Genomic DNA, 24,591 nt, shown 5'->3' on the forward strand with positions numbered 1-24,591 from the left:
ATGAAAGCCACCCAGAACCCCCTCCCCCCTGGCCCGAAACAGCACTGGCTCCTCGGCACCGGCGTCCAGCAGGTGAAGAACCCGCTGCGCCTGCTGATGCGCGGGCACCAGCGCCACGGCGACCTCGTCTACTTCAACCTGTTCGAGGGCCCCACCCTCCTCGTCTGCCACCCGGAGCACGCGCAGCACGTGCTGGTGGAGAACGTCCGCACGTACCGGCCCGTCGGGCCGGAGAACGGCCGCGGCGGGCCGCTGCTGGGCCGGGGGCTGTTCGCCAGCCGAGGTGACTTCTGGATGCGCCAGCGGCGCATGGTCCAGCCCGCCTTCCACCGTCCCCGGATGGGCCCCATGGTGGCGGGCATGGTGCGCGGCATCGAGCGGACCGCGGAGCGGTGGGAGCCGCTGGCGCGCTCCGGCGCACAGGTGGACCTGCTCACGGAGATGCGCCAGCTGGTCATCTCCGTGCTGGGCGAGTCCATCTTCTCCCGCGACGCCTACGCCCAGAGCGAGCCCCTGCGCGGCGGCATCGACCTCATCACCCGCGACATGCACGGCCCCCGGGACTCGCTGGTGACGACCGTGCTGGGCCTGCTGCGGATGCTGCCCGCACGCCGCCGCCGCTTCATGGGCGCCATCCAGGGCCTGAACTCGGCCCTCTACGCCCTCATCGCCGAGCGCCGCCAGGCCCCCGACGTGGGGGACGATATCCTGGGCATGCTCCTGGGCGCCCGGGACGCGCAGGGCGAGGCGATGTCGGACGAGCAGGTGCGCGACGAGCTCGTCTCGCTCTTCGTGGGCGGACACGAGGCCACGGCGGTCGCGGCCACCTGGTGCTGGTACACGCTGGCGCGAAACCCCGAAGCCCAGCAGCGCGTGCGCCAGGAGCTGGCGGAGGTGCTGCGCGGAGAGCCCCCCTCGGAGGCCACCGTCCAGCGCCTCGCGTACACGCGCGCGGTCGTGGAGGAGACGCTGCGCCTCCATCCCCCCGCGTGGCGCGTGACGCGTCAGGCCCGGGAGGAGGGGCGCATTGGCGACTGGACCGTGGCCCCCGGGACGCTGGTGGTCGTCTCCCCCTACATCCTCCACCGCCACCCCAGCGCCTGGGAGCAGCCGGAGCGCTTCATGCCGGAGCGCTTCCTCGCCGAACAACGCGAGCGCCGGGAGCAGCGCCAGGCCTACATGCCCTTTGGCGCGGGCCAGCGGCTGTGCATCGGCAACCACTACACGCTGCTGCTCATCACCACCGCGCTCGCCACGTTGATGCAGCGCCACCAGGTGCGCCTGTCGTCGGAGCGACCCGTGCGGGCCATGTCCGGCTCCACCTACCGCCCCCGCGACGGCCTGATGGCCACCCTCCAGCCGGTCGGCTCGGCTTCCTGACCCTTCTGCTCCTCCTACCGAACCCGCCCCCATGAGCGACCTCCTCAAGCGTCTGGCCGGCCTGTCCCCCGAAAAGCAGGCCCTGCTGCTCAAGAAGCTGCGGTCCACCACCCCGGCCGGGCCCAACACGCCCGCGCGGCAGCAGTCCCTTCCTCCGCTGGGCCCCAGGCCCCAGGGGACGAAGGCGCCCCTGTCCTTCGCGCAGCAGCGGCTGTGGTTCCTGGAGCAGCTGGAGCCGGACACCGCGCGCTACAACATCCCCGCGGCGGTGCGGCTCCAGGGGCCGCTGGAAGTCGCGGTGCTCGAGCGGGCCTTCGAAGCGCTGGGGAACCGGCACGAGTCGCTGCGCACCACCTTCCGCCAGGATCCGGAGACGGACTCGGCCGAGCAGGTCATCTCGACCGTCCAGCCCCTGCGGATGCAGGTCGTGGACCTCTCCTCGCTTCCCTCCGAGCAGCGCCAGTCCGAGGTCCTGCGCCGGGCCCAGGCGGAAGCCGAGCGCCCCTTCGACCTGGTGACGGGGCCGCTGCTCAGGGCCAGCCTGCTGCGCCTGGACGCGGAGGAGCACGTGCTGGTGCTCTGCATGCACCACATCGTCTCGGATGGCTGGTCCACGGCGGTGTTCGTCCGGGAGATGGGGACGCTGTATGCCGCCTTTCTCCAGGGCCGCCCCTCGCCGCTTCCGGAGCTGCCCCTGCAGTACGCCGACTACGCCGTCTGGCAGCGGGCGTGGCTGCGAGACGAGGAGCTGGAGCGCCAGCTCTCCTACTGGCGCCAGCAGCTCGCCGACGCGCCGGCCCTGCTGAAGCTGCCCACGGACCGTCCCCGTCCCGCCGAGCAGTCCTTCCGTGGGGCGGGCCATCCGGTGCTCTTCTCGCGGCAGCTCTCCGATGCGCTCAAGGCCTTCGCCCAGCGCGAGGGCGTCACGCCCTTCATGCTGCTGCTGGCCTCCTTCCAGCTCCTGCTGTCGCGTCACGCGGGGCAGGACGACGTCAGCGTGGGCTCCTCCATCGCGGGCCGCCGGCTGGCGGAGCTGGAGGGGCTCATCGGCTTCTTCGCCAACACGCTCGTGATGCGCACCCGCCTGGACGGGGCCCCCTCCTTCCGCGAGCTCCTCCAGCGCGTGCGAGAGACGACGCTGGGTGCCTACGCGCACCAGGACATTCCGTTCGAGAAGCTGGTGGAGGAGTTCAAGCCCGAGCGCAACCTCTCGTACAACCCCTTCTTCCAGGTCCTCTTCACCGTCCTCAACACTCCCGCGTCCAAGCTGAGCGTGTCCGGGCTCACCCTGCGGCTGCTCGAGCTGGAAACCACTGTCTCCAAGTTCGACCTGGAGCTGGCCTTCACGGAATCCGACGGCTGCCTCCAGGGCCTGTTCGTCTACAACAGCGACCTCTTCGATGCGGCCACCATCGCCCGCATGGCCACGCAGCTCCAGACCCTGCTCGAGGACGTGCTGGTCCGTCCCGACGCGCGGCTCTCCGAGCTGGAGCTGCTGACGCCCTCCGAGCGTCAACACCTGCTGCGCGACTGGAACGAGGCCCGGCGGGAGCTGCCTGAAGTCCCCCTCGTCCACCGCCTCTTCGAGGCGCAGGTCGCGCGCACGCCCGATGCTGCCGCCCTGTGCTTCGGCGCGGAGGTGCTCACCTACGCGCAGCTGAACGCGCGCGCCAACCGGCTCGCCCGCCACCTGCGCCGCGTGGGCGTGCGCCCGGAGGTCCTCGTCGCCCTCTGCCTGGATCGCTCCTTCGACTTCGTCATCGCCCTGCTCGCCACGCTCAAGGCCGGCGGCGCCTTCCTCCCGCTGGATCCGCACCTGCCCACCGAGCGCCTGGACTTCATCATCACGGACGCGGTGGCGGCCGTGCTCCTCACGCACTCCTCGGTGGATCACCCGCTCGACCGGCATGGCTACGTGCTGCGCCTCGACGAGGACGAGGCCCACTTCGCACGCGAGTCCGAGGACAACCTGGACTTCGCCCCGGATGCGCGCTCGCTGGCGTACGTCATCTACACCTCCGGCTCCACCGGCCGGCCCAAGGGCGCCCTGCTACAGCACCGCGGCCTGTGCAACACGGCCCTGCAGACCGTGGACTTCATGGACCTGCGGCCCGGCTGCCGGCTGCTCCAGTTCTTCTCTCCCGGCTTCGACGCGTCCGTGTCGGAGATCATCCCCGCGCTGCTGTCGGGCGCCACGCTGGTGCTGGCTTCGCGTGAGGAGCTGATGCCGGGCGCGCCCCTCGTGGACCTGGTGCGCGAGCAGTCCATCACCACGCTGAAGCTCACGCCCACGGTGCTGGCGCAGCTGCAACCCGAGGAGCTCGCGGGGGTGCGGACGCTCATCGTCGCGGGTGAGGCGTGCACACCGGAGCTGGTGGAGCGCTTCGCGCCGGGCCGGCGGTTCGTCAACGCCTACGGCCCCACCGAGGCCACCGTCTGCGCCGCCGTGAACACCGCGCTCCGGCCGGACCGTGTCACCCTGGGACGCCCCTTCCACAACGTGCAGGCCTACGTGCTGGACGCCTGGCTGCGCCCCCTGCCCATCGGCGTCCCTGGCGAGCTGTACCTGGGAGGCGTCGGCCTCGCGCGCGGCTACCTGGGCCGGCCCGACCTCACCGCCGAGCGCTTCATCCCGAATCCTTTCTCCTCCGAGCCCGGCGCCCGCCTCTACCGCACCGGCGACAAGGCCCGCTGGCTTCCCGACGGCGAGCTCGAGTCGCTCGGCCGTCTCGACCACCAGGTGAAGCTGCGCGGCTTCCGCATCGAGCTGGGCGAGGTCGAGACCGTCCTCTCCCTCCATCCCCAGGTCCGCGACTGCGTGGTCCTGTTGCGCGAGGACTCCCCCGGCCACCGGCGCCTCGTCGCCTACGCGGTGGCTGCCGACTCCGAGGCTCCTCCGGAGATCGACTCCCTGCGCACCTGGCTCAAGGAGAAGCTGCCCGATTACATGGTCCCCGCCTCCTTCGTCCTGCTGGAGGCCCTGCCCCTCTCCTCCAGCGGAAAGGTGGACCGTGGTGCCCTGCCTGCTCCGGAGGCTTCCACCCAGCTCCAGGCGGCCGCCTACGTCGCGCCCCGCGACGAGGTGGAACGGCAGCTGGCGGACATCTGGTCGCGAGTGCTGGGTCGTGAGCAGGTGGGCATCCACGACAACTTCTTCGAGCTGGGCGGCGACTCCATCATCAGCCTCCAGGTGGTGGCCCGCGCCCGGCAGGCCGGCCTGGTGCTCACCACGCGCCACCTCTTCCAGCACCAGACCGTGGCCCGGCTCGCGCAGGTGGTCCAGGTCACCTCCCGGGCCGCGACGGAGCAGGGCGCCGTCACGGGCCCCGTCCCGCTGACGCCCATCCAGCAGCACCTCTTCCAGCACGACGCCGCGCACGCGCACCACTACAACCATGCCCTGCTGCTGACCCCGCTCCACCCGCGGGAGCCCGCCCTGTTCGAGCAGGCACTCCAGCACCTGGTGGCGCACCACGACGCCCTGCGGCTGCGCTTCTTCCAGCACGAGGGACGCTGGCTGCAGGAGAACGCCAGCGTGGAGGAGGCCCCCCTCCAGCTGCTCCGGAGGGACCTCTCCGCGACGCCCTCCGGTGAGCAAGCCGCCGCCCTGGAGGCCGAGGCCGCGCGCCTCCAGGCAAGCTTCGAGTTGTCCAAGCCCCCCCTGCTGCGAGCGGCCCTCTTCGAGCTCGGCGAAGGTCAGCAGCGGCTGCTGATCATCGTGAACCACCTGGTGGTGGACGTCGTCTCCTGGCGCGTGCTGCTGGAAGACCTGGAGACGATCTGCCTCCAGCTCCTGCGGCGTGAGCCGCCGTCCCTGCCCTCCAAGAGCACCTCCTTCCAGACCTGGGCCCGGCGCCTCCAGGCCCACGGGCACTCCGAGGCCCTCGCGGCCGAGGCGCCCCTGTGGCTGGAGGATGGGCGCGTGCACGTCGCGCCCCTGCCGGTCGAAACCACCGGAGAGAACCTTCGTTCCTCCGAGCGCACGCACGCGATCACCTTCGAGGCCGAGGAGACCCGGCTGCTGCTCCAGGAAGTGCCCACGGCCTGGCGCGCCCGCATCAACGACGTGCTGCTGACGGCCCTGGCCCAGGCCCTGGCCGAGTGGACCGGGCAGCGGGACGTGCGGGTGCACCTGGAGGGGCACGGCCGCGAGGAGCTCTTCGCGGACGTGGACACCTCACGCACGGTGGGATGGTTCACGTCGTTGGTGCCGGTGCTGCTGCGCGTGCCGTCGGACGGCGGCACTGGCACGAGCCTGCGCGCCATCCGGGACTCGCTGCTCCGGCTCCCGCATCACGGCATCGGACATGGCCTGCTCAAGTGGATGGGGCCGGAGGCGCTTTCCCAGCCGCTTCACGCCCAGCCCCCGCCGCAGGTGGCCTTCAACTACACGGGCCAGTTCGACACCACCGCCGCCTCCAGCCAGCTCTTCGCGAGGGCCTCCGAGGCCACGGGGCCCTCCCTCGCCCCTTCCGGCACGCGACTGCACGTGCTGGAGATCAACGGCAACGTGCAGCAGGGCCAGCTGCGGTTCCTCTTCAGCTACAGCGAGCAGCTGCACTCCGAGGCCACCATCGCGACGCTGGCGTCGCGCTTCCAGCACCACCTGCGCGCGCTCATCACCGAGCGCCACTCCGAGGATGCCCGCCGCTTCTCGCCGGGCGACTTCCCCCTCGCCTCGCTGTCCCAGTCCGCCCTCGACGCCCTGGTGTCGCGCACCGGCGCCAACATCGAGAACGTCTACCCGCTGTCGCCCACGCAGCAGGGCATGCTCTTCCATGTCCAGCTCGCTCCTGAGTCGAGCGTCTACTTCGAGCAGCTGTCCTGGACCGTCGCTTCGCCCCTGGATCTCCAGGCCTTCCTGGAGGCTTGGCGCGTCTGCATCCAGCTGCACTCCATCCTGCGCTCCTCGTTCCACTGGGAGGGACTCGACGTCCCCGTCCAGGTGGTGCACGCCGACGCGCCCTTCCCCTTCGAGGAGCTGGACTGGCGCGGCCTGCCCGCCGAGGAGCAGCGCTCCCGCTTCGAGCAACTGCTGCGCGAGGACAAGCACCGCGGCGTGGACCTGCGTCAGGCGCCCCTCATCCGGCTGACCGCGGTGCGCCTGGGCGAGCACGTGGTGCGCTTCCTCTGGAGCCACCACCACCTGCTGGTGGACGGCTGGAGCCTGGGGCTGCTCATCAAGGACGTCTTCTCCCTCTACGACGCCCTGCGCTCCGGCAACCGGCGCCTCCCCACCTCCCGGCCCGCCTATGCGGACTACATCGCCTGGCTGCACCAGCGCGAGCCGGGCCGCGATGAGGCCTGGTGGCGCACGTACCTGGAGGGCTTCGCCTCGCCCACGCCTCTTCCGGCGGACTCGCGTGCCACGCTCGCGAAGGGGCAGGCCGCGTCGCATCTCGTCTTGGAGCTGGGCTTCTCCACCGAGGAGACGGCGGCGCTCCAGGCCTTCGCACGCGGCCATCAGCTGACGCTCCCCACGCTCGCGCTGGCCGCCTGGGGGCTCGTCCTCTCGCACTTCAGCGGCGAGCACGACGTCGTCTTCGGCCAGACCGTCGCTGGCAGACCTCCGGAGCTTCCCGGCTCCGACACCATCGTCGGCGTCTTCATCAACACCCTGCCCATCCGCGTCCGCCGCGCTCCGGCCTCCTCCTCCCCCCTGCCCTGGCTTGCGTCCCTCCAGGCCCAGCAGTTGGAGCTGCGCCAGTACGAGCACGCGCCCCTCGTCCAGGTCCAGTCCTGGAGCGAAGTCCCTCGCGGCACGCCCCTCTTCGAGTCGCTGCTCGTCTTCGAGAACTACCCCCTCGACTCCTCCCTGCTGGGGCCCTCCTCCTCCATCGTGCTGCAGGACATCCACGGCTTCGAGAGCACCAACTACCCGCTGACTCTCTCCGTCATCCCCGCCGCCGCGCTTCGCTTGCGCGCCGTCGCCGAGACGCCCCGCTTCCAGCCCCAGGCCCTCCAGCGCCTGCTGGCCCACTGGCGTCAGGTGCTCGTCTCCCTCACCACCGCGTCTCGCCTGGGCGACGTCTCGCTGCTCTCCCTCGAGGAGCGCCGTCAGCTGCTGCGCGACTTCAACGCCACCTCCTCCCCCTTCCCGGGCGACAGCTGCATCCACCACCTCTTCGAGCAGCAGGCCGCCCTTCGTCCCGACGCCATCGCCGTCGAGTTCGGCGCCCAGCGCCTCACCTACCGGCAGCTCGACACCCAGGCCAACCAGCTGGCCCATGCCCTTCGCTCCCGCGGCGTCGGGCCGGATGACCTCGTCGCCCTCTGCCTCGAGCGCTCTGTTGAGCTTGTCGTCTCGCTGCTGGCCATTCTCAAGGCGGGCGCCGCCTACCTCCCCCTCGACGCGGACTACCCCACCCAGCGCCTGGCCTTCATGCTCGAGGACGCGCCCCCGCGCCTGCTGCTCTCCTCGCGCGAGCTCTCCGTACGCCTCTCCCTTCCGGACGCGTTGCCCCGCTTGCTGCTGGAGGAATTGCGCCTCAGCGACTGGCCCTCGTCTCCTCCCGCCTCCGCCGTCACCTCCCGCAACCTCGCCTACGTCGACTTCACCTCCGGCTCCACCGGCAGGCCCAAGGGCGTCGCCATCGAGCACCGCTCCGTGCTCCGCCTCTTTCATGGCAACGACTTCGCCCGCTTCGGCCCCGACGAGTCCTTCCTCCTCATCGCCCCCATCTCCTTCGATGCCTCCACCCTGGAGGTCTGGGGCCCACTGCTCTTTGGCGGACGCCTCGTCGTCTTCCCGCCCCAGTCCCCCAGTGACCTGAAGCTCCTCCGCCGCGTCATCGAGGAGCACCAGGTCACCACGCTCCACCTCACCGCGGGCCTTCTCACCCAGGTGGTGGATCTGGAGCCGGACGCGCTCAAGGGCCTGCGGCAGGTCCTCACGGGCGGCGACGTCGTCTCCGCGCCCCACGTGCGCCGCATCGTGGAGCAGCTCGGCCTCCCCGTCACCGCCTGCTACGGCCCCACCGAGTCGACCCTCTTCACGTCCACCCACCGCATGACGCGGCCCGAGCAGGTGGGCACCAGCGTCCCCATCGGCGCGCCCATCGCCAACACCCAGGTGTACCTGCTCGATGACGCCCTGGCACCCATGCCCCTCGGCGCTCCGGGCGAGCTCTTCATCGGCGGCGACGGTCTGGCGCGTGGCTACCTCTCCCGCCCGGACCTCACCGCCGAGCGCTTCATCCCCGACCCCTTCTCCTCCACGCCCGGCGCACGCCTCTACCGCACCGGCGACCTGGCCCGCTGGCGCGAGGACGGGGTGCTGGAGTTCCTCGGCCGCCTCGACCACCAGGTGAAGCTGCGCGGCTTCCGCGTCGAGCTGGCCGAGGTCGAGGCCGCCCTCGCGTCCCACCCTCTCGTGCGCCAGGCCATCGCCCTCGTGCGCGAGGACGCGCCCGGCGACAAGCGCCTCGTCGCCTATGTCGTCGCTCAGCCCGAGCAGTCCCTGGACGTGACGTCCCTCCAGGGCTTCCTGCGAGAGCGCCTCCCCGAGTTCATGCGCCCCTCGGCCATCGTGCCGCTCGATGCCCTGCCGCTGACCTCCAACGCCAAGGTGGATCGCAAGGCCCTGCCATCACCGGACACCCGCGACCCATCTGGAGCGGACTTCGCTCCGCCCTCCACGCCCACGGAACAGGCGCTGGCCGCGCTGTGGACCCAGGTGCTCCGCGCTCCCCGCGTGGGCCGGCAGGACAGCTTCTTCGCGCTCGGGGGCCACTCGCTGCTGGCAACTCAAGTGGTCGCCCGCCTCCGCTCCACCTTCGGCGTCGACCTGCCCCTGCGCGACTTCTTCGAGTCCCCCACGCTGGAGGCCCTGGCGCGCACCATCGACTCGCGCGGCGACGCGGCCCTGGGGCCACGGCTGCCGCCCCTGGTGCCGGGTGCGCGTCCGGCGTCCCCGCCGCTGTCCTTCGCGCAGCAGCGACTGTGGTTCCTCGACCAGCTGGAGTCGGGCAGCGCGCTGTACAACATGCCCATGGTGCTGTGGCTGGAAGGGCCCCTGGACCCGACCGTGCTGGAGCGCTGCTTCACGGAGCTGGTGCGCCGCCACGAAAGCCTGCGCACCACCTTCGCGGTGGAGGAAGGCCAGCCCGTGCAGCGGGTCGCGCCGCCCACCCCGCTGAAGCTGGAGCGTATCGACCTGGGCCACCTGCCCGTGGAGGAACGCGAGCCTCATGCCCGGAGGATCGCGCAGCAGGCCATCCAGCGGCCGTTCCACCTGGGCCAGGGGCCGCTGCTGACCACCACCCTGCTGCGCCTGTCCGATGAGCGGCATGCGTTGGTGCTCTGCATGCACCACATCATCTCGGACGGCTGGTCCATCCCGCTGCTGATGCGCGAGATGGGCACCCTGTACGAGGCCTTCACCCAGGGCCGGCCGTCACCGCTGCCCGAGCTGGCCGTGCAGTACGCCGACTACGCCGTCTGGCAGCGCCAGTGGCTGCGGGAAGAGGAGCTGGAGCGACAGCTCGCGTGGTGGCGCGAACAGCTCTCGGGGGCCCCTTCGCACCTGGAGCTGCCCACGGACCGCCGGCGCCCATCCGTGCAGACCTTCCGCGGGACGTCTCACCCCGTGCGCCTGCCGCCGGACCTCTCCGCCTCTCTCAGGCTCCTGGCCCAGCGCGAGGGCGTCACGCCCTTCATGCTGCTGCTGGCCGCCTTCCAGCTCCTGCTGTCGCGTTACGCGGGGCAGGACGACGTCAGCGTGGGCTCGCCCATCGCGGGCCGCCGGATGACGGAGCTGGAGGGCGTCATCGGCTTCTTCATCAACACCCTGGTGCTGCGCACGCGGATCCAGCAGGGCGCCAGCTTCCGTGAGCTCCTCCAGCGCGTGCGGGAGACGACGCTGGGCGCCTACGCGCATCAGGACATTCCCTTCGAGAAGCTGGTGGAGGAGCTGAAGCCGGAGCGCAACCTGGCGCACAGCCCCCTCTTCCAGGTCTGGTTCGTCCTCAACCAGCCCGAGCCGGGGGCCCGCTCCGTCTCCGGCCTCTCGCTGCGCCCGCTGGAGATGGACCTGGGCGTCTCCAAGTTCGACCTGACGCTGTTCCTCTCGGACACGCCCGAGGGGCTCGCCGGCAGCTTCGAATACAACACGGACCTCTTCGACAGCACGACCATCGCGCGCCTCGGTGACCACCTGCGCCTGCTCCTGGAGACGGTGGTCGCGGAGCCCGCCGCCCGCCTCGACAGGCTGGAGCTGCTGACACCCTCCGAGCGTCAGCACCTGCTGCGCGACTGGAACGAGGCCCGGCGGCAGCTGCCCGAGGCCCCCCTCGTCCACCGCCTCTTCGAGGCCCGGGTCGCGCGCACGCCCGACGCCACCGCTCTGTGCTCCGGCACGGAGTCATTCACCTACGCCCAGCTGAACGCGCGCGCCAACCAGCTCGCCCGCCACCTGCGCCGCGTGGGTGTGGGCCCGGAGGTCCTCGTCGCCCTCTGCCTGGAGCGCTCTCCGGACTTCGTCATCGCCCTGCTCGCCACGCTCAAGGCCGGTGGCGCCTTCCTCCCGCTGGACCCGCACCTGCCCTCCGAGCGCCTGGACTTCATCGTCACCGACGCGATGGCACCCGTGCTCCTCACCCACTCCTCGCTGGATCACCTGCTCGACCATCGTGGCTACGTGCTGCGCCTCGACGCCGACGAGGCCCGCTTCGCACGAGAGTCCGAGGACGACCTGGACTCCGCTCCGGACGCGCGCTCACTCGCCTACGTCATCTACACCTCCGGCTCCACCGGCCGGCCCAAGGGCACCCTGTTGCAGCACCGTGGCCTGTGCAACACGGCCCTGCAGACCGTGGACGTCATGGCGCTGGACGCATCCAGCCGCGTGCTCCAGTTCTCCTCCGCGGGCTTCGACGCCTGCGTCTGGGAGGTGCTGCCGGTCCTGCTCGCGGGAGGCGAGCTGCACCTCGCGCCGCGCGAGGACCTGATGCCGGGCGCGCCACTGCACACGCTGCTGAGGGAGCGGGCCATCACCGCCGCCACGCTCACGCCGTCGGTGCTGCAGCAACTGGACGCGCGCGGGCTGGACTCCCTGCGAACCCTCACCTCCGCGGGTGAGGCGTGCGCGCCAGAGCTGGTGGAGCGCTTCGCGCCGGGCCGGCGGTTCGTCAACGCCTACGGCCCCACCGAGACCACCATCTGCGCCACCGTCAACGCGGACGTGGACGCACGCCGCGTCACCATTGGGCGGCCCTTCCACAACGTGCAGGCCTACGTGCTGGACGCCTGGCTGCGCCCCCTGCCCATCGGCGTCCCCGGCGAGCTGTACCTGGGCGGCGTCGGCCTCGCGCGCGGCTACCTGGGCCGGCCCGACCTCACCGCCGAGCGCTTCATCCCGCACCCCTTCTCCTCCGAGCCCGGCTCCCGCCTCTACCGCACCGGCGACCGCGCGCGCTGGCTGCCGGACGGCCAGCTGGAATCCCTGGGCCGCACCGACTTCCAGGTGAAGCTGCGCGGCTTCCGCATCGAGCTGGGCGAGATCGAGGCCGTCCTCTCCCAGCACTCCTCCGTGCGAGACACCGCCGTCCTGCTTCGCGAGGACACTCCCGGCTTCCAGCGCCTGGTGGCCTACGTGGTGCCCGCGCACCCCGAGGCCCCTCCGGACCTCGGCGCGCTGCGCTCCTGGCTCAAGGAGAAGCTGCCCGAGTACATGGTGCCCGCTGCATTCGTCACCCTGGAGGCGCTGCCCCTCTCCTCCAGCGGCAAGGTGGACCGCGAGGCCCTCCCCGTTCCGGAGGGAAGCGCGCTGGCGAATGCCGAGGCGTACACCGCGCCCCGCGACGCGCTGGAGGAGGCGCTGGCCTCGCTCTGGGCGGAGCTGCTGGAGGTGGAGCGCGTCGGCGTCCACGACAACTTCTTTGATCAGGGTGGTCACTCGCTGCTGGCCACGCAGGTGGTGTCCCGCCTGCGGGCCCGCTTCGGCGTGGAGCTGCCCCTGCGCGCCCTCTTCGAATCGCCCACCGTGGAGACGCTGGCCCGGCGGCTGGGCGCCGCGCTCCAGCAAGGGCAGACGCCCGGGCTCCAGGTGCCGCCGCTCACACGCGCCCCTCGCGAGGACGGCGTGCCGCTGTCCTTCGCGCAGCAGCGCCTGTGGTTCCTCGACCAGCTGGAGCCCGGAAGCGCCAGCTACAACATCCCCATGGCCCTGCGCCTGGACGGAGTCCTCCAGGTCGACGTGCTCCAGCGCGCCCTGGAGGAATTGGTTTCCCGCCACGAGGTGCTCCGCACGTCCCTGCGCACCGAGGCGGGCGAGGCCCGGCAGCACATCTCACCGGAGCCCCAGCTGCCGCTGACCTGGGTGGACCTCTCCTCCCAGCCCGCCGAGACACGCGAGGCGGAGGTGCACCGCTTGACGGACGCGGAAGCCCGGCGTCCCTTCGACCTGGCCCGGGGACCGCTCCTGCGCGTCACCCTGCTGCGCCTTGAGCAGGACTCGCATGTCCTGCTCTTCACCCTCCACCACGTCATCTCGGACGCCTGGTCCCTGGGCGTGATGGTGCGCGAGGTGGCGGCCCTCTACGAGGCGTTCGCGAAGGGTGAGCCGTCGCCGCTGGCGGGGCTGCCGGTGCAGTACGCGGACTACGCCTTGTGGCAGCGCCGGTGGCTGCGGGGCGACGCGCTGAAGGAACAGCTCGACTGGTGGAGCCGGCAGCTCGCCGGAGCCCCGGCGGTGCTGGAGCTGCCCACGGACCGGCCCCGGCCGCCCAAGCAGTCCTTCCGGGGCGCCCGCCACGGCTTCACGCTCTCCCCCGCGACCGCCGAGCGCCTGCACGCGCTGGCCCAGCGCGAGGGCGCCACGCCATTCATGCTGCTCCTGACGGTCTTCCAGATGCTGCTCGCGCGCTACTCGGGGCAGGACGACATCAGCGTGGGCTCGCCCATCGCAGGTCGCCGGCTGGCGGAGCTGGAGGGGCTCATCGGCTTCTTCGTGAACACCCTGGTCCTGCGCACCCGCGTGAACGCCGAGGCCTCCTTCCGCGAGCTGCTGCGCCAGGTGCGTGACAACACGCTGGACGCCTACGCCCACCAGGACCTCCCCTTCGAGCACCTGGTGGAAGCGGTGAGCCCCGAGCGCGACCTGAGCGTTCCGCCGCTCTTCCAGGTCATGCTGGTGGTGCAGAACGCCCCGGTGTCCGCGCTGCGCCTGCCCGAGCTGCGCCTGCGGCCGGTGGAGGTGGACAGCGCCACCGCCCGGTTCGACCTCACCCTCCAGTTCGCGGAAGGAGCCGACGGCTTCATCGGGTCGCTGGAGTACAACACCGACCTCTTCGACGCCTCCACCGCGGGGCGCCTCACGGAGCACTTCCAGGTGTTGCTGGAGGCCGCGCTCCAGGCGCCGGACACGCGCGTGGGAAGGCTCGCGCTGCTCACCGCCCCCGAACGGCGCCAGCTCCTCACGGAGTGGAACACCCTCCAGACGCACTTCGCCCGGCAGGGCACGCTGCACGGCCTCTTCGAGGACCAGGCGGCCCGCACGCCGCATGCGCGCGCCCTGACCTTCGAGGACACGCACCTCACCTACGGCGAGCTCAACGCGCGTGCGAACCAGCTCGCCGCGTGGCTGCGCGCCCGGGGCGTGGGGCCCGAGTCACGCATCGGCCTCTACCTGGAGCGCTCCGTGGAGTTGGTGGTGGGCCTGCTGGCCATCCTCAAGGCGGGCGCGGCCTACGTGCCCATGGATCCGGCCCACCCGCGAGACCGGCTGGCCTTCATGCTGGAGGACGCGGGCGTTCCGCTGCTGCTCACGCAGACGTCGCTCGTCCCCAACCTGCCGCCCCACTCCGCGCACGTCCTGTGCCTGGACGCGGAAGCGCCCACCCTCGCCACCCTCCCGGCGGAGAACGTGGACGCGGGGGCGCACGAGGAGCACCTCGCCTACGTCATCTACACGTCCGGCTCCACGGGGCGGCCCAAGGGCTCGCTCGTCACGCACGCCAACGTCCTGCGCCTCTTCTCCGCGACGCGGCCCTGGTACGACTTCGGCGAGCAGGACGTCTGGACGCTCTTCCACTCCAGCGCCTTCGACTTCACCGTCTGGGAGCTGTGGGGCGCGCTGCTGTACGGCGGCCGGCTCGTCGTCGTGCCCTACTGGGTGAGCCGCTCGCCCGGGGACTTCCATGCGCTGCTGCAGCGCGAAGCGGTCACCGTCCTCAACCAGACGCCCTCCGCCTTCCGTCAGCTCATCCAGCATGAGCAGTCCCTGGAGAACCCTCCGCCCCTGGCGCTCCGCTACGTCATCTTCGGAGGCGAGGCGCTGGACTTCCGCAGCCTGCAACCCTGGTTCGCCCTGCACGGCGACCGCCAGCCGCGGCTGATCAACATGTACGGCATCACCGAGACCACCGTCCATGTCACCTACCGTCCGCTCAGCGCGGGGGACGCCAGCGGCACCGCCAGCGTGGTGGGCGTGCCCATTCCGGACCTGCAGGCCTTCATCCTCGACGCCTCGCTGGAACCGGTGCCCGTCGGTGTCCCCGGGGAGCTCTACATCGGAGGCCGGGGCCTGGCCCGTGGCTACCTCGGCCGTCCGGGACTGACGGCGGAGCGCTTCATCCCCCATCCCTTCAGCACCACGCCGGGAGCACGCCTCTACAAGACAGGCGACAGGGCGCGCTTCCGCGCGGACGGGCAGATTGACTACCTGGGCCGCACCGACTTCCAGGTGAAGCTGCGCGGCTTCCGCATCGAGCTGGGCGAAATCGAGGCCCTCCTCGAGCAGCAGCCCGGCCTCCGGCAGGCGCTGGTGCTCGCGCGCGAGGACCGCGCGGGGGACAAGCGCCTGGTGGCGTACGTGGTACCGGCGGCGGGACACGCGGTGGACACCGCCACGCTGCGACAGGCGCTCCAGGCGAAGCTGCCCGAGTACATGGTGCCCTCCGCCTTCGTCACGCTGGAGGCCCTGCCCCTGACGTCCAACGGGAAGGTGGATCGCAAGGCCCTGCCGGCCCCGGATGCATCCGCCTCCGCCGCGCCAGCGTCCGAATACGTGGCCCCGCGCACGCCCGTCGAGCAACGGCTGGCGGAGCTCTGGAGGGAAGTGCTGGGAGTGGAGCGCGTGGGAGTGACCGACAGCTTCTTCGAGCTGGGGGGACACTCGCTGCTTGCCGTCCAGGTCATGTCGCGCATCCGCGCCACCTTCGGCGTCGACCTGCCCCTGCGCGCCCTCTTCGAGCACCGCGATGTCGAGGCGCTCGCCCGGGCCCTGGAGCAACTGGGCGCGGGCGTTCCGGGCAGCGGAGACGCCCGGGAGGAATCACCCGCACGGTCCGCCCCACGGCGCCCCACCCCGGTCGGTCGCGCCACGGGCCCGGCCTCCATGGCGCAGCGACGCTGGCTCAGCTACGCGGGCTCGAACCCGAACCGGCCGAAGAACGCCGGCAACGTCCCGCGGTGCGTCCGCATCCAGGGGCGGCTCGACGTCGGGGCGCTGGAGCGGGCCCTGAACACGCTCGTCGAGCGCCATGAAATCCTGCGGACCCATTACGCGCGAAGCGAGGACGGGTTCGCCTTCCAGGTGCCCCCGCTGGCTCCGGTCTGGCTGGAGCGGCTGGACTTCACCGGGCTGCCTCGGGAGCAGTGCGAGGAAGCGGTGCGCCAGCGCGTGTACCAGGACGCGCAGACGCCGTTCGACCTCATGGCCGCGCCCATGTTCCGGGCGTGGCTCTACCAGGTGGGCCCGGAGGAGCACCTGCTCCTGGTGCTGACGCACCACATCGCCTGGGACGGCTGGTCGGAGGCCATCGTCCTCCAGGAAGTCACCCAGGCCTACCAGGCCTACGTCCGGGGCGAGCAACCCCGGCTGCCCGAGCTGCGCATCCAGCACTCGGACTTCGCGTGGTGGCAGCACGAGCAGATGCAGGGCGAGCACCTTGAGTCGCTCGAGTCCTACTGGCGCCGGCACCTGGCCGAGGGCGTCACGATGGTCGACTTCCCCCTGGACAGGCCTCGCCCGGCCACCCGCTCGTACAACGCGCTGTCAACGACCGCCACGTTCCCGGTGGAGCTGTCCGCCGCCATCAAGGCGCACTGCCAGCGCGAAGGCGTCACGCTGTACATGATGGCGATGGCCGCCTACCAGGCCCTGCTCGCGCTGCGCAGCGGCGCGCGGGACGTCACCGTGTTCAGCAACATCGGGAGCCGCGACCACCTGGAGGTCGAGAACCTCATCGGGTGTTTCACCAACGTCATCCTGATCCGCACCAACCTGGAAGGCGATCCCACCTTCCAGGAGCTCCTCACGCGCGTGCGCGATGCGGTGCTCGGCGCGCTTGCCCACTCCGCCCTGCCCTATCAGCGGGTGCTGGACATGATTGGGATGAATCCGGACAGCAAGAGCGCGCGCACCTTCCCCGGCCTCAACATGCAGAACTTCCAGAAGTTCAAGGGCGCCGGGCCCTCGGCCGAGGGGCTTCAGCTCGACCGCGTGAACATTTCCCAGGGCTCGAGCCTCATGGTGAACATGTTCTTCTTCGTCTCCGAGTCGGAGGACCAGCGTGTCTCGCTGATGGCCCAGGCCAACGGCGACCTCTATGAGGCGCGGACGGTGGACCGCATCGTCGAGGACTTCCAGAGGCTCCTGGCGGCGGGCTGCGCGGATCCAACCCGGAGGCTCTCCGCGCTGCTCCCCTGACTACGCACCTTGCCGCTTGAAGGCCTGGGCCTTCTGGCGCTTCCAGTCTGGAGACTGACGGACCAGGCGGACCGTGTCCACCGGGTTCGCCAGCAACTTCGCGGTGGCCTCCTCGCAGAAGATGCCACCCTGGGAACCCTTCACGAGCACCGTGTCTCCACGCTTCAGGAGTCCCGCGACGAACTCGCCAGCCTCATACGGCGTGTCGAAACACCTGATTTGATCCTCGCCAAGGCCCGCGGCCCTGGCGGGCTCCACGTACTGCCTGGCCAGCTTCGCGACCGTCACCAGCAGATCGAGCCGTGCGCAGTGACCACCAATTTGCCCGTAGTACTTCGCCCCGTCCGCCCCCAATTCATTCATCCCGCCCAGGATGGCGATCTTCCGTCCGGGTAGCTCGTACAGGGTATCGAGCGACGCCATCATGGCTTCCGGGCTCGCGTTGTACGAATCGTCGAGGATCAGGCTGCCGTTGTGGCCTTCCAGCGGACTCATGCGGCCAGCGACGGGCTGGATCCGCTCGACGCCGGCCTTGATCTCATCGGGTGTCATGCCCAGCAACGCGCCAACGGCGGCGGCCGCGGCGACGGCTTCAGCCATGTGTCTTCCCACCATGCGAACGGACGCGTCCACGGTGTCTTGTCCCAGGACCAGGGTCCCGTCAAAGCCATCCGCCGCCGAGTAACGCCGGATGCTGTAGCGATACTCACCTTTCGAGGTGCCATAGGTGTGCAGCTTGCTCGCATCCCCCGTGCCCAGCTTGGGAGCGAACCGCTCCTCCTCGGCGTTCACCAGTCCTGTCTGGCTGAGCTCAGCCAACGAAAACTTCTCGTCTACGATTGCCTCGATGCTCCCGAAGCCCTTGAGGTGCGCGGGCTTGGCGGCGGTGACCACGCCAACCCTGGGCCTGAGAAATGAAAAATATCCGATATCGCCTCTGCGGCCCGCGCCCAACTCCTGGACGATCACGTCATACGGCAGCGGTTTCTTGAGACGGCGATTCATCTCAAGCACCACCCCCAGCCAGCCCTTCAGGTTGAAGACACTGCCGGGCGACTCCAGCTCGAAGATGGCCAGCGGAACGCCCAGCTCGCTGTTGTAGTTGCCTGAATGGGCTTGCACCTTGAATCGCTGCGCCAGGACCTTCGCGATGGCAAGCTTCGTGGTCGTCTTGCCCACGCTCCCGGTGACACCCACGATGACCACCCGTGGATTCCTCTTCAGGTAGCGCACAAGCTGGAGCTTCAAGACCCAGGCAATGATACGCGACGCACCTCTCCACACGGTGGATATCATCTGTATGCCTTTATCGTCCGGCCTTCGGTGCGCCGCATGCTAGCCAAGGGATACCCGGAAAGCATAGATTTCACGAGGCAAGGAACCGCCCTGAAGGAAGAGGACCCCCGCGGGTGAACGAGATCAAGCTCAGCGTCGTCATGCCCTACTACAAGCGCCTCCGGGAGTTCCAACGGGTGCTTCCGCTGAACGCGCGCTATTTCAGCCGGCCGGAGTACGAGGTCGTCCTCGCGCTGGATGAGCCCAGCGAAGAAGCGGGCCTGCTGCGCGTCCTCCGGGACTTCCCCTCCATCCGGTGGCGCGTGCTGGTGAACGACTTCGACCATCCGTGGCGACCGCCGTGCCGAGCCATCAACGTGGGCGTGCGGCACGCGCTGGGGGAGAACGTGCTCGTCGTCTCGCCCGAGTCCGCCTTCATCACGGACGTGCCGGCCCGGGGGCTGGACCACATCGCGGCGAACCCCGGGAGCGCCGCGCTGGGCCGCGTGTGCTTCGCGACGTTCGATTCCCTGGAGGCCCATGGGGGCTCGCTGGAGAAGGCCAGCGCGCCGCCCTGGCACCACTACGGCTCCATCTGCGTGCCACGGGAGCGCCTGTTCCTGGTCCGCGGGTACGACGAGGGCTTTGATCGCTGGGGCGGGGACGACGACAACCTGCGCATCCGGCTGATGCAGACGGAGACCTACCTGCATCCGCTGGACGACATGCGCATCCTCCACCTGTCCTTCGAGGCCCGGAAGGTGCGGCAGGCGGCGGAGCCCCCCACGCCGGAGTACGCGGAGCGCATCTTCAACCCCGCCTCCCCCCAGGCCAACCCCGACGGCTGGGGCGAGAGCTTCCAGCGGGTGGCCTTCGACTGGCGCCGGCAGTGAGCCCCGGACCCCTTCGCGCAAAGGACCACCGCCCGTGCTCGTCGCCGTGATGCAGCTTCGAAACGAGGAGTACCACCTGTCAGGCTGCCTGGCGCACCTGCGCGACCACGTGGACGCCATCGTCGCGCTCGATGACGGGTCCACCGACGGCACGCGCGCCGTGCTCGCCGCCGAGCCGAAGGTGGCGGACGTCCTCACCAACCCGCCCCGCGCCGACATGGAGGGCTGGGACGAGCCGGGCAACCGCAGCCGCCTGCTGGAGCGCGCCAAGGCGCTGGGCGCCCGCTGGGTGCTGTGCTGCGACGCCGACGAGCGCTTCGAGCAGGACTTCCTCGTCCGGCTGCCGGCCATCCTGCGCAAGGCGGAGAAGCGCGACCGGCCCCTGATCACCGTGCGCTACCGCGAGCTGTGGGACGGCGTGGCGCAGTACCGGTCCGATGGCCTCTGGGGAAAGAAGACGCGCTGCTGCGCCTTCCCCCTGCCGGACACGATGACCTTCCAGGGCAAGCGTCACACGAAGTTCCACGGCGTGTGGTACCCCCAGCAGCTCGAGGGGGCCCGGCACCTGGTGCTGCCGCACAACCTCTATCACCTGCGCATGGTGAAGCCGGAGGACCGCCTGGCGCGGCGGGAGCGCTACGAGCAGCTCGATCCCGGCTCGCGCTACCAGCGCCTCGGCTACGACTACCTCACCGACACGAGCGGCATGAAGCTCACGCCCCTCGCCGGAGGCCAGGAGTACGCCTTCGACACGCTTCCCGCCGACCTTCGCGCGCGCTACCCCGTGGAAGCCCGCGGCTCGGGCAGCCTGCGCCGGTTCTTCCGCGGCTGGTTCTCGTAGGGACACCGGACATGGCCAACATCCTCATCGCCGCGGGCTCCACCCCCGGCCACATCAACCCGGCACTGAAGATCGCGCGGGCCCTGCAGTCGAGGGGACACCGCATCCACTTCTGGGGCCTGCTGGACGCGCAGGAGCCCATCCGCGCGGAGGGCTTCGACTTCGTGCCGCTCTTCCCGGACCTCTTCCCCGAGGGCGACCTGCGGGAGGTCGGTGCGCTGCGCGCCCGCCGTGACCGCTGGGGGCAGCTGCGCCACATGCACAGGCACATGGGCAGGGTCCGGCGGATGATGGAAGCCATGCTCGAGGGAGAGCTCGACAGGGTCCTCCAGCAGCTGCGTCCCGACCTCTTCCTGTGTGACGTGATCGAGAGGTTCCTGCCCCTCATCGCCCATGGCAACGGGGTGCCCACGGTCCTCGTGAACACCACGGTGCCGGTGGTGCCGCCGCCGCGCCAGCCCGGGCCTTCGGCGGACCGGGGCTGGGGCGCGGTTCGCGCGGGCCTGCGGCGGAAGCTGGAGCAGGCGGGGGTGGGGCTTGGCCTCATCCCGCCCACGACGGAGTTCCTCACGAACCTGGCGCGCAAGTACGGCCATCCCGTGGACGAGGAAGGCGGGCCCGGGCGGTCCATTCTTTCGAGCATGCCCAGGGTGGTGCTCTGCCCGGGTGAGTTCGTCGAGACCGGGGCCACGCCGCGCCCGGAGACCCTTCATTTCCTGGGGCCCTGCATCGCGCTGGACCGCCAGGAGCCGGACTTCGACTGGGCACGGCTCCAGGAGGGCCGGCCGCTCATCCTCGTCGCGCTGGGCTCGGTGCCCTTCGTCTTGAAGCGGCAGCAGGACTTCCTCCGCGTCCTGGGCGACGCGGCTGCCCGGCGACCGGACTGGCAGTTCGTCGTCTCCGCGGGGCCGCTGACTGACCTGGCGATGCTCGAGCGCAGGGCGCCCAACATCATCGCCGCGAGCGAAGTGCCGCAGCTCAAGCTGTTGCAGCGCGCGACGGCCATGGTCACCCACTGCGGCTTCAACAGCACCAAGGAAGCCATCTACTTCGGCGTCCCCATGGTGGCGCTGCCCTTCCAGAACGATCAGCCCCGGGTGGCCCGGCTCGTGACCCATCACGGCCTTGGCGTGCGAGGCTCGCCGTTCGAAGTGACCGGCGAGGGGCTGGTGGCCCTGCTCGACGAGGTCATCACCCAGCCCGCATACCGGCAGGCGGTCCAGGCCATGAGCGTGCGATTCCGCGAGGCGGAGTCGCCCCTGGAGGTGGCGCGCACCCTCGAGCAGTTCCTCGTGGAGGCGCGGAGCCCCGTGCCCCGGCTGACCGGCTCCTGACGCAAGGGCGGAAGCGGGGCACGGTCGCGCTCAAGACGCGGGCCGCTGACGCTCCGGGAGTTCGAGGCCGATGGCCGGTGACGTGTCCACCAGCCGCCCGGACTCGAGCACGAGCAGCCGGTCCGCCACGTGGAAGTAACGGTTGTCGTGGCTGATGACGAGCACCGTCTTCCCCTGCGCCCGCAGGTCCGGCAGGAGCTGGTTGTAGAAGATGTCTTTGAAGGCGGGGTCCTGGTCCGCGGCCCACTCGTCGAAGAGATAGAAGGGCCGCTCCTCCAGGTAGGCCGTCAGCAGCGCCAGCCGCTTGCGCTGGCCCTGGGACAGGCTCGTGGTGGACAGGGTGCCCTCCTCACTGATGCGGACCTTGTGGTCGAGATGGAGGCGGGAGAGGTACTCCCGCGCCCGGGCGCCGCGGTCGGAGGGGTCCAGGCCCAGGAGGTTGTCGAAGAGGTGGAAGTCGGAGAACACCGCCGTGAAGAGCTGGCGGTACTGCTCGCGGTTGGCGTCCGTGACGCGCTCGCCGTCGAGCCAGACCTCCCCAGCATCCGGCACATAGAGGCCGGTGAGCAGCTTGCCGAAGGTCGTCTTTCCGCTGCCGTTGCCTCCGACCAGGAACACCAGCTCCCCGCGCTGGAAGGTCAGGTCGAGGGGGCCCAGCACGAAGCGGCTGTCGTCATTCTCCCGGAAGTACGTATGGGTGACCCCTCTGAGCTCCAGCCGCTCGAAGCGAGGCGGAGGCCCCGCGTAGGGAGGGCTGTCGTCCTCCTTCGCGCTCCAGCCCTGGGGATCCAGCTGCTGGAGCCGCTCGAGCGCGACGTTGCCGCGGCCCAGGACGTTGAGACTGCCCAGCAGGATGTCGAGCGGCTGCTGGAGGTAGAGGATGATCAACGTGCAGCTGGTCAGCGTGGTGGCGCTCACGTCCGTGATGCGTGTCACGCTGAAGAGCAGCAGCCCGAGGAACGCGAAGAAGAGGAACGTGGTCCAGCTCGCGTTGGTGCTGAGGATGTTGGAGCTGACGCCCATCAGCCGGCGCAGCTCCTTCGCGGGAGCCTCCACGCCGTGGGCGAGGAACGCCGCGCGTCGAGGGGCGTGCAGCTTCAGCTCCTTGATGCCCTCCATCAGGGAGCGGAACGCCTTGTTGAGGACGTCGCTCTGGGCGCGGGACTGCTGGAAGTACTTCAGGCTCAGCCGTACCGGCAGCCGGTAGATGAGCCCGCCCATGAGGATGAAGCCGAGCATGAACAAGCAGATGGTGGGCGAGAGCGTGGCCAGGTAGGCGAGGCAGCCGAGCAGCGTGGCGCCGCTGATGGCGATGATGGGCAGCAGCGACAGGCTGTTGCTGACGCTGGGGATGTCCTCCGAGAGCATGGTCTGGAGGCGGTGCATGCCCGTCTCCTCCAGCTGGCGCAGCGTGGAGGTAAGGACCCGGCGGCTCAGACGCATCCGCAGCTCGAGGAGCGCCTCCTGGTTGAGGTGGTTGAGCATGTACTGCGAGGCCAGGCGCGACAGAACACAGAGCAGCAGGATCCCGCTGAACGTGGCGAGCGTCTTCCCGTTCCGGAACGTGCCCTGGCTCAGCGCTGTATTGAGGACGGACACGAGCGCGCTGCTGCTCGCGCCGCTGACGATGCCAGCGAACGTCGCCAGCGCCAGGAGGCCTCGCGAGCGGCTCAGAAGGAAGGCAAGAAGCTTCATCGAGGTGTCTCCGTCACAGCAGGCTCACGGCATTGCCGCCGTGCCATCCCAGCGCGGGAGCTTGTTCTCGGAGAGTTCTCGGAAAGAAGGAAATTCGACCTCCTGACACCGGCGGGCTCCCTTTGCATCCGGGCAGCCCGCGGCGGCGTAGTCAATCGTCTTTCGCATGGCACGCCAGTACTCACCGTCCCGCAGCAGCGGGAAGTGGTGGCTCATGTTCCAAGGGACTTGGTCGAAGTCCTCATAGGCCGCGAGGGTGGCCTTCTGGTAGTCGGCCTCCATCTGCTGCTTCTTCACATCCACCTCGTGAGGGGGAGGTTGTTCCCCCAGAGAGGTGTCTCAAAAAATCCTGGGGCGGAGGACACCGCTCAAGGTGACCTCCCCATGAGAGGTAAGGCGGAGCTATAGGAGCGGCCCCCAAGCCTCAAGCGTGCGAGCACACCACCTTGGAGTGCACGGCCTTGGCTATGAGCAGTATGACCTTGCGCTAACGCCGGGATCAGTTGAGGTGAAGGAAGGAGAGGCAGTGGCGGAACCAAGCCGCGAGCTTCGCGAGCGGAGTGGCCGCGCGTAACTGCCTCACCGTCCGTGCCAAGTCTTCAATGGCCCGAGGCGCAAGCCGACGAAGCTGCCGCTTCAGGTCTGCCCACCACAGCTCGATGGGATTGAAGTCGGGACTGTAGGTGGGCAGGTACACCACGCAGGCGCCAACGGCTTCGACCGCCTGGCGCACACCGGCTACCTTGTGAGCACCCAGGTTGTCCATCAGCACCACATCACCTGGATGGAGCCAGGGGCAAAGCCGCTGGCGGACGAAGCGCACGAAGAGGCGGCCATTGATGGCTCCTCGGTGAGTCATCAACTTGGGCCGGCAGCCCACGCGGATGGCCCCCACGAGCGTCAAGGTCGTCCAGCGGCCTCCAGGACGCACGCCTCGGGCACGTTGCCCTACCGGCGCCCAGCCATACTCGCGTGCCATGGAGGTATGGCAGAAGGACTCGTCGAGAAAGACGAGCCGCCGCACGTCCACGACGCTCAGGAGCGCGGCGAGGACCCGCCTGCGCCAGAGGTTTTGCGGTGCGTCGCGCTCGCAGGCGGTGAAGAACTTTTTTGTGTGAGAAGCCCAGTCGATGCAGAGCCCTCTGCATGGAGGGACGGCTGGTGACGAGGCGCGTGCGGGCCGTCAACTCGGCCATCAGCTCGCGCACCGTCGCGTCCGGCTTCTGCGCCACCAGCCGCTTGAGCGCGGTGGCCACCTTGCCCCGGATAGGCGAGAAGTTGCCGCCGCCTTTGGGCCGCGGCACGACGTCTCCTGTCTCTCGGTACAGCCCAAGGACGCGGCTGACCGTCGCCTCGCCAATGCCCAGCAGGTGGGCAATCTGCGCATACGACAGGCCCTCGTCGTGGAAGGCCCGCACGATGGCCCGTCTCAGCTTCTCCGGGGTGGGATGTCCTTCGCTCATCCCCAGAGAAGATCAAGCCTCTACGATCGCGTCAAACGAGCCCTGGGTTAGCCCGGTCGCT

9 protein-coding genes and 1 pseudogene are annotated in these 24,591 nt (G+C 70.0%); 5 read left to right on the forward strand and 5 right to left on the reverse strand.

The window, feature by feature from the left end; genetic code table 11:
- The gene (locus NR792_RS08885; protein WP_375759636.1) at positions 1–1,380 is read left to right on the forward strand and encodes a cytochrome P450; all 1,380 of its coding nucleotides are present in this window, start codon (positions 1–3) and stop codon (positions 1,378–1,380) included.
- A gap of 31 nt (positions 1,381–1,411) precedes the next feature.
- Entirely contained in the window at positions 1,412–17,029 is a 15,618-nt protein-coding gene (locus NR792_RS08890; protein ID WP_375759637.1) for a non-ribosomal peptide synthase/polyketide synthase, read from the forward strand.
- On the opposite strand, the gene NR792_RS08895 is transcribed toward NR792_RS08890, so the two are convergent.
- Positions 17,030–18,235 carry a Mur ligase family protein gene (locus NR792_RS08895; RefSeq protein WP_375759638.1) on the reverse strand — a complete coding sequence of 402 codons (1,206 nt, stop codon included), beginning with the start codon at positions 18,233–18,235 and terminating at the stop codon, positions 17,030–17,032.
- 203 nt (positions 18,236–18,438) lie between these two features.
- On the opposite strand from NR792_RS08895, the gene NR792_RS08900 reads away from it, so the two are divergent.
- Genes NR792_RS08900 through NR792_RS08910 form a run of 3 tightly spaced genes read left to right on the forward strand, consistent with a single transcriptional unit; the run spans position 18,439 to position 21,372 of the window.
- Positions 18,439–19,197: a glycosyltransferase family 2 protein gene (locus tag NR792_RS08900; RefSeq protein ID WP_375759639.1), complete on the forward strand. Its 759-nt coding sequence runs from the start codon at positions 18,439–18,441 to the stop codon at positions 19,195–19,197.
- A 34-nt stretch (positions 19,198–19,231) separates the two neighbouring features.
- Positions 19,232–20,038 (forward strand): glycosyltransferase family 2 protein, encoded by an 807-nt coding sequence (locus NR792_RS08905; protein ID WP_375759640.1) that lies wholly within the window; start codon positions 19,232–19,234, stop codon positions 20,036–20,038.
- A gap of 11 nt (positions 20,039–20,049) precedes the next feature.
- On the forward strand, positions 20,050–21,372 hold the full coding sequence (locus tag NR792_RS08910; protein WP_375759641.1) for a glycosyltransferase: 1,323 nt from the start codon (positions 20,050–20,052) through the stop codon (positions 21,370–21,372).
- A 30-nt stretch (positions 21,373–21,402) separates the two neighbouring features.
- Here the strand turns inward: NR792_RS08910 and NR792_RS08915 are convergent, their stop codons facing one another.
- The 4 genes and pseudogenes from NR792_RS08915 to NR792_RS08930 form a co-directional block, all read right to left on the reverse strand.
- Complete coding sequence (locus tag NR792_RS08915) at positions 21,403–23,067, reverse strand: cyclic peptide export ABC transporter (protein ID WP_375759642.1); 1,665 nt, start codon at positions 23,065–23,067, stop codon at positions 21,403–21,405.
- Between the two features lie 24 nt (positions 23,068–23,091).
- Positions 23,092–23,364, reverse strand: coding sequence for a hypothetical protein (locus NR792_RS08920; protein WP_375759643.1), 273 nt, complete (start codon positions 23,362–23,364; stop codon positions 23,092–23,094).
- Between the two features lie 202 nt (positions 23,365–23,566).
- The gene (locus NR792_RS08925; RefSeq protein ID WP_375759644.1) at positions 23,567–24,097 is read right to left on the reverse strand and encodes an IS630 family transposase; all 531 of its coding nucleotides are present in this window, start codon (positions 24,095–24,097) and stop codon (positions 23,567–23,569) included.
- A 175-nt stretch (positions 24,098–24,272) separates the two neighbouring features.
- Positions 24,273–24,530 (reverse strand): annotated as a pseudogene (locus NR792_RS08930) (helix-turn-helix domain-containing protein); the annotation flags it as partial.
- Between the last annotated feature and the right edge of the window lie 61 nt (positions 24,531–24,591).

Origin of the sequence: Corallococcus exercitus, from assembly GCF_042231735.1 — a bacterium.
Classification (GTDB): domain Bacteria; phylum Myxococcota; class Myxococcia; order Myxococcales; family Myxococcaceae; genus Corallococcus; species Corallococcus exercitus_B.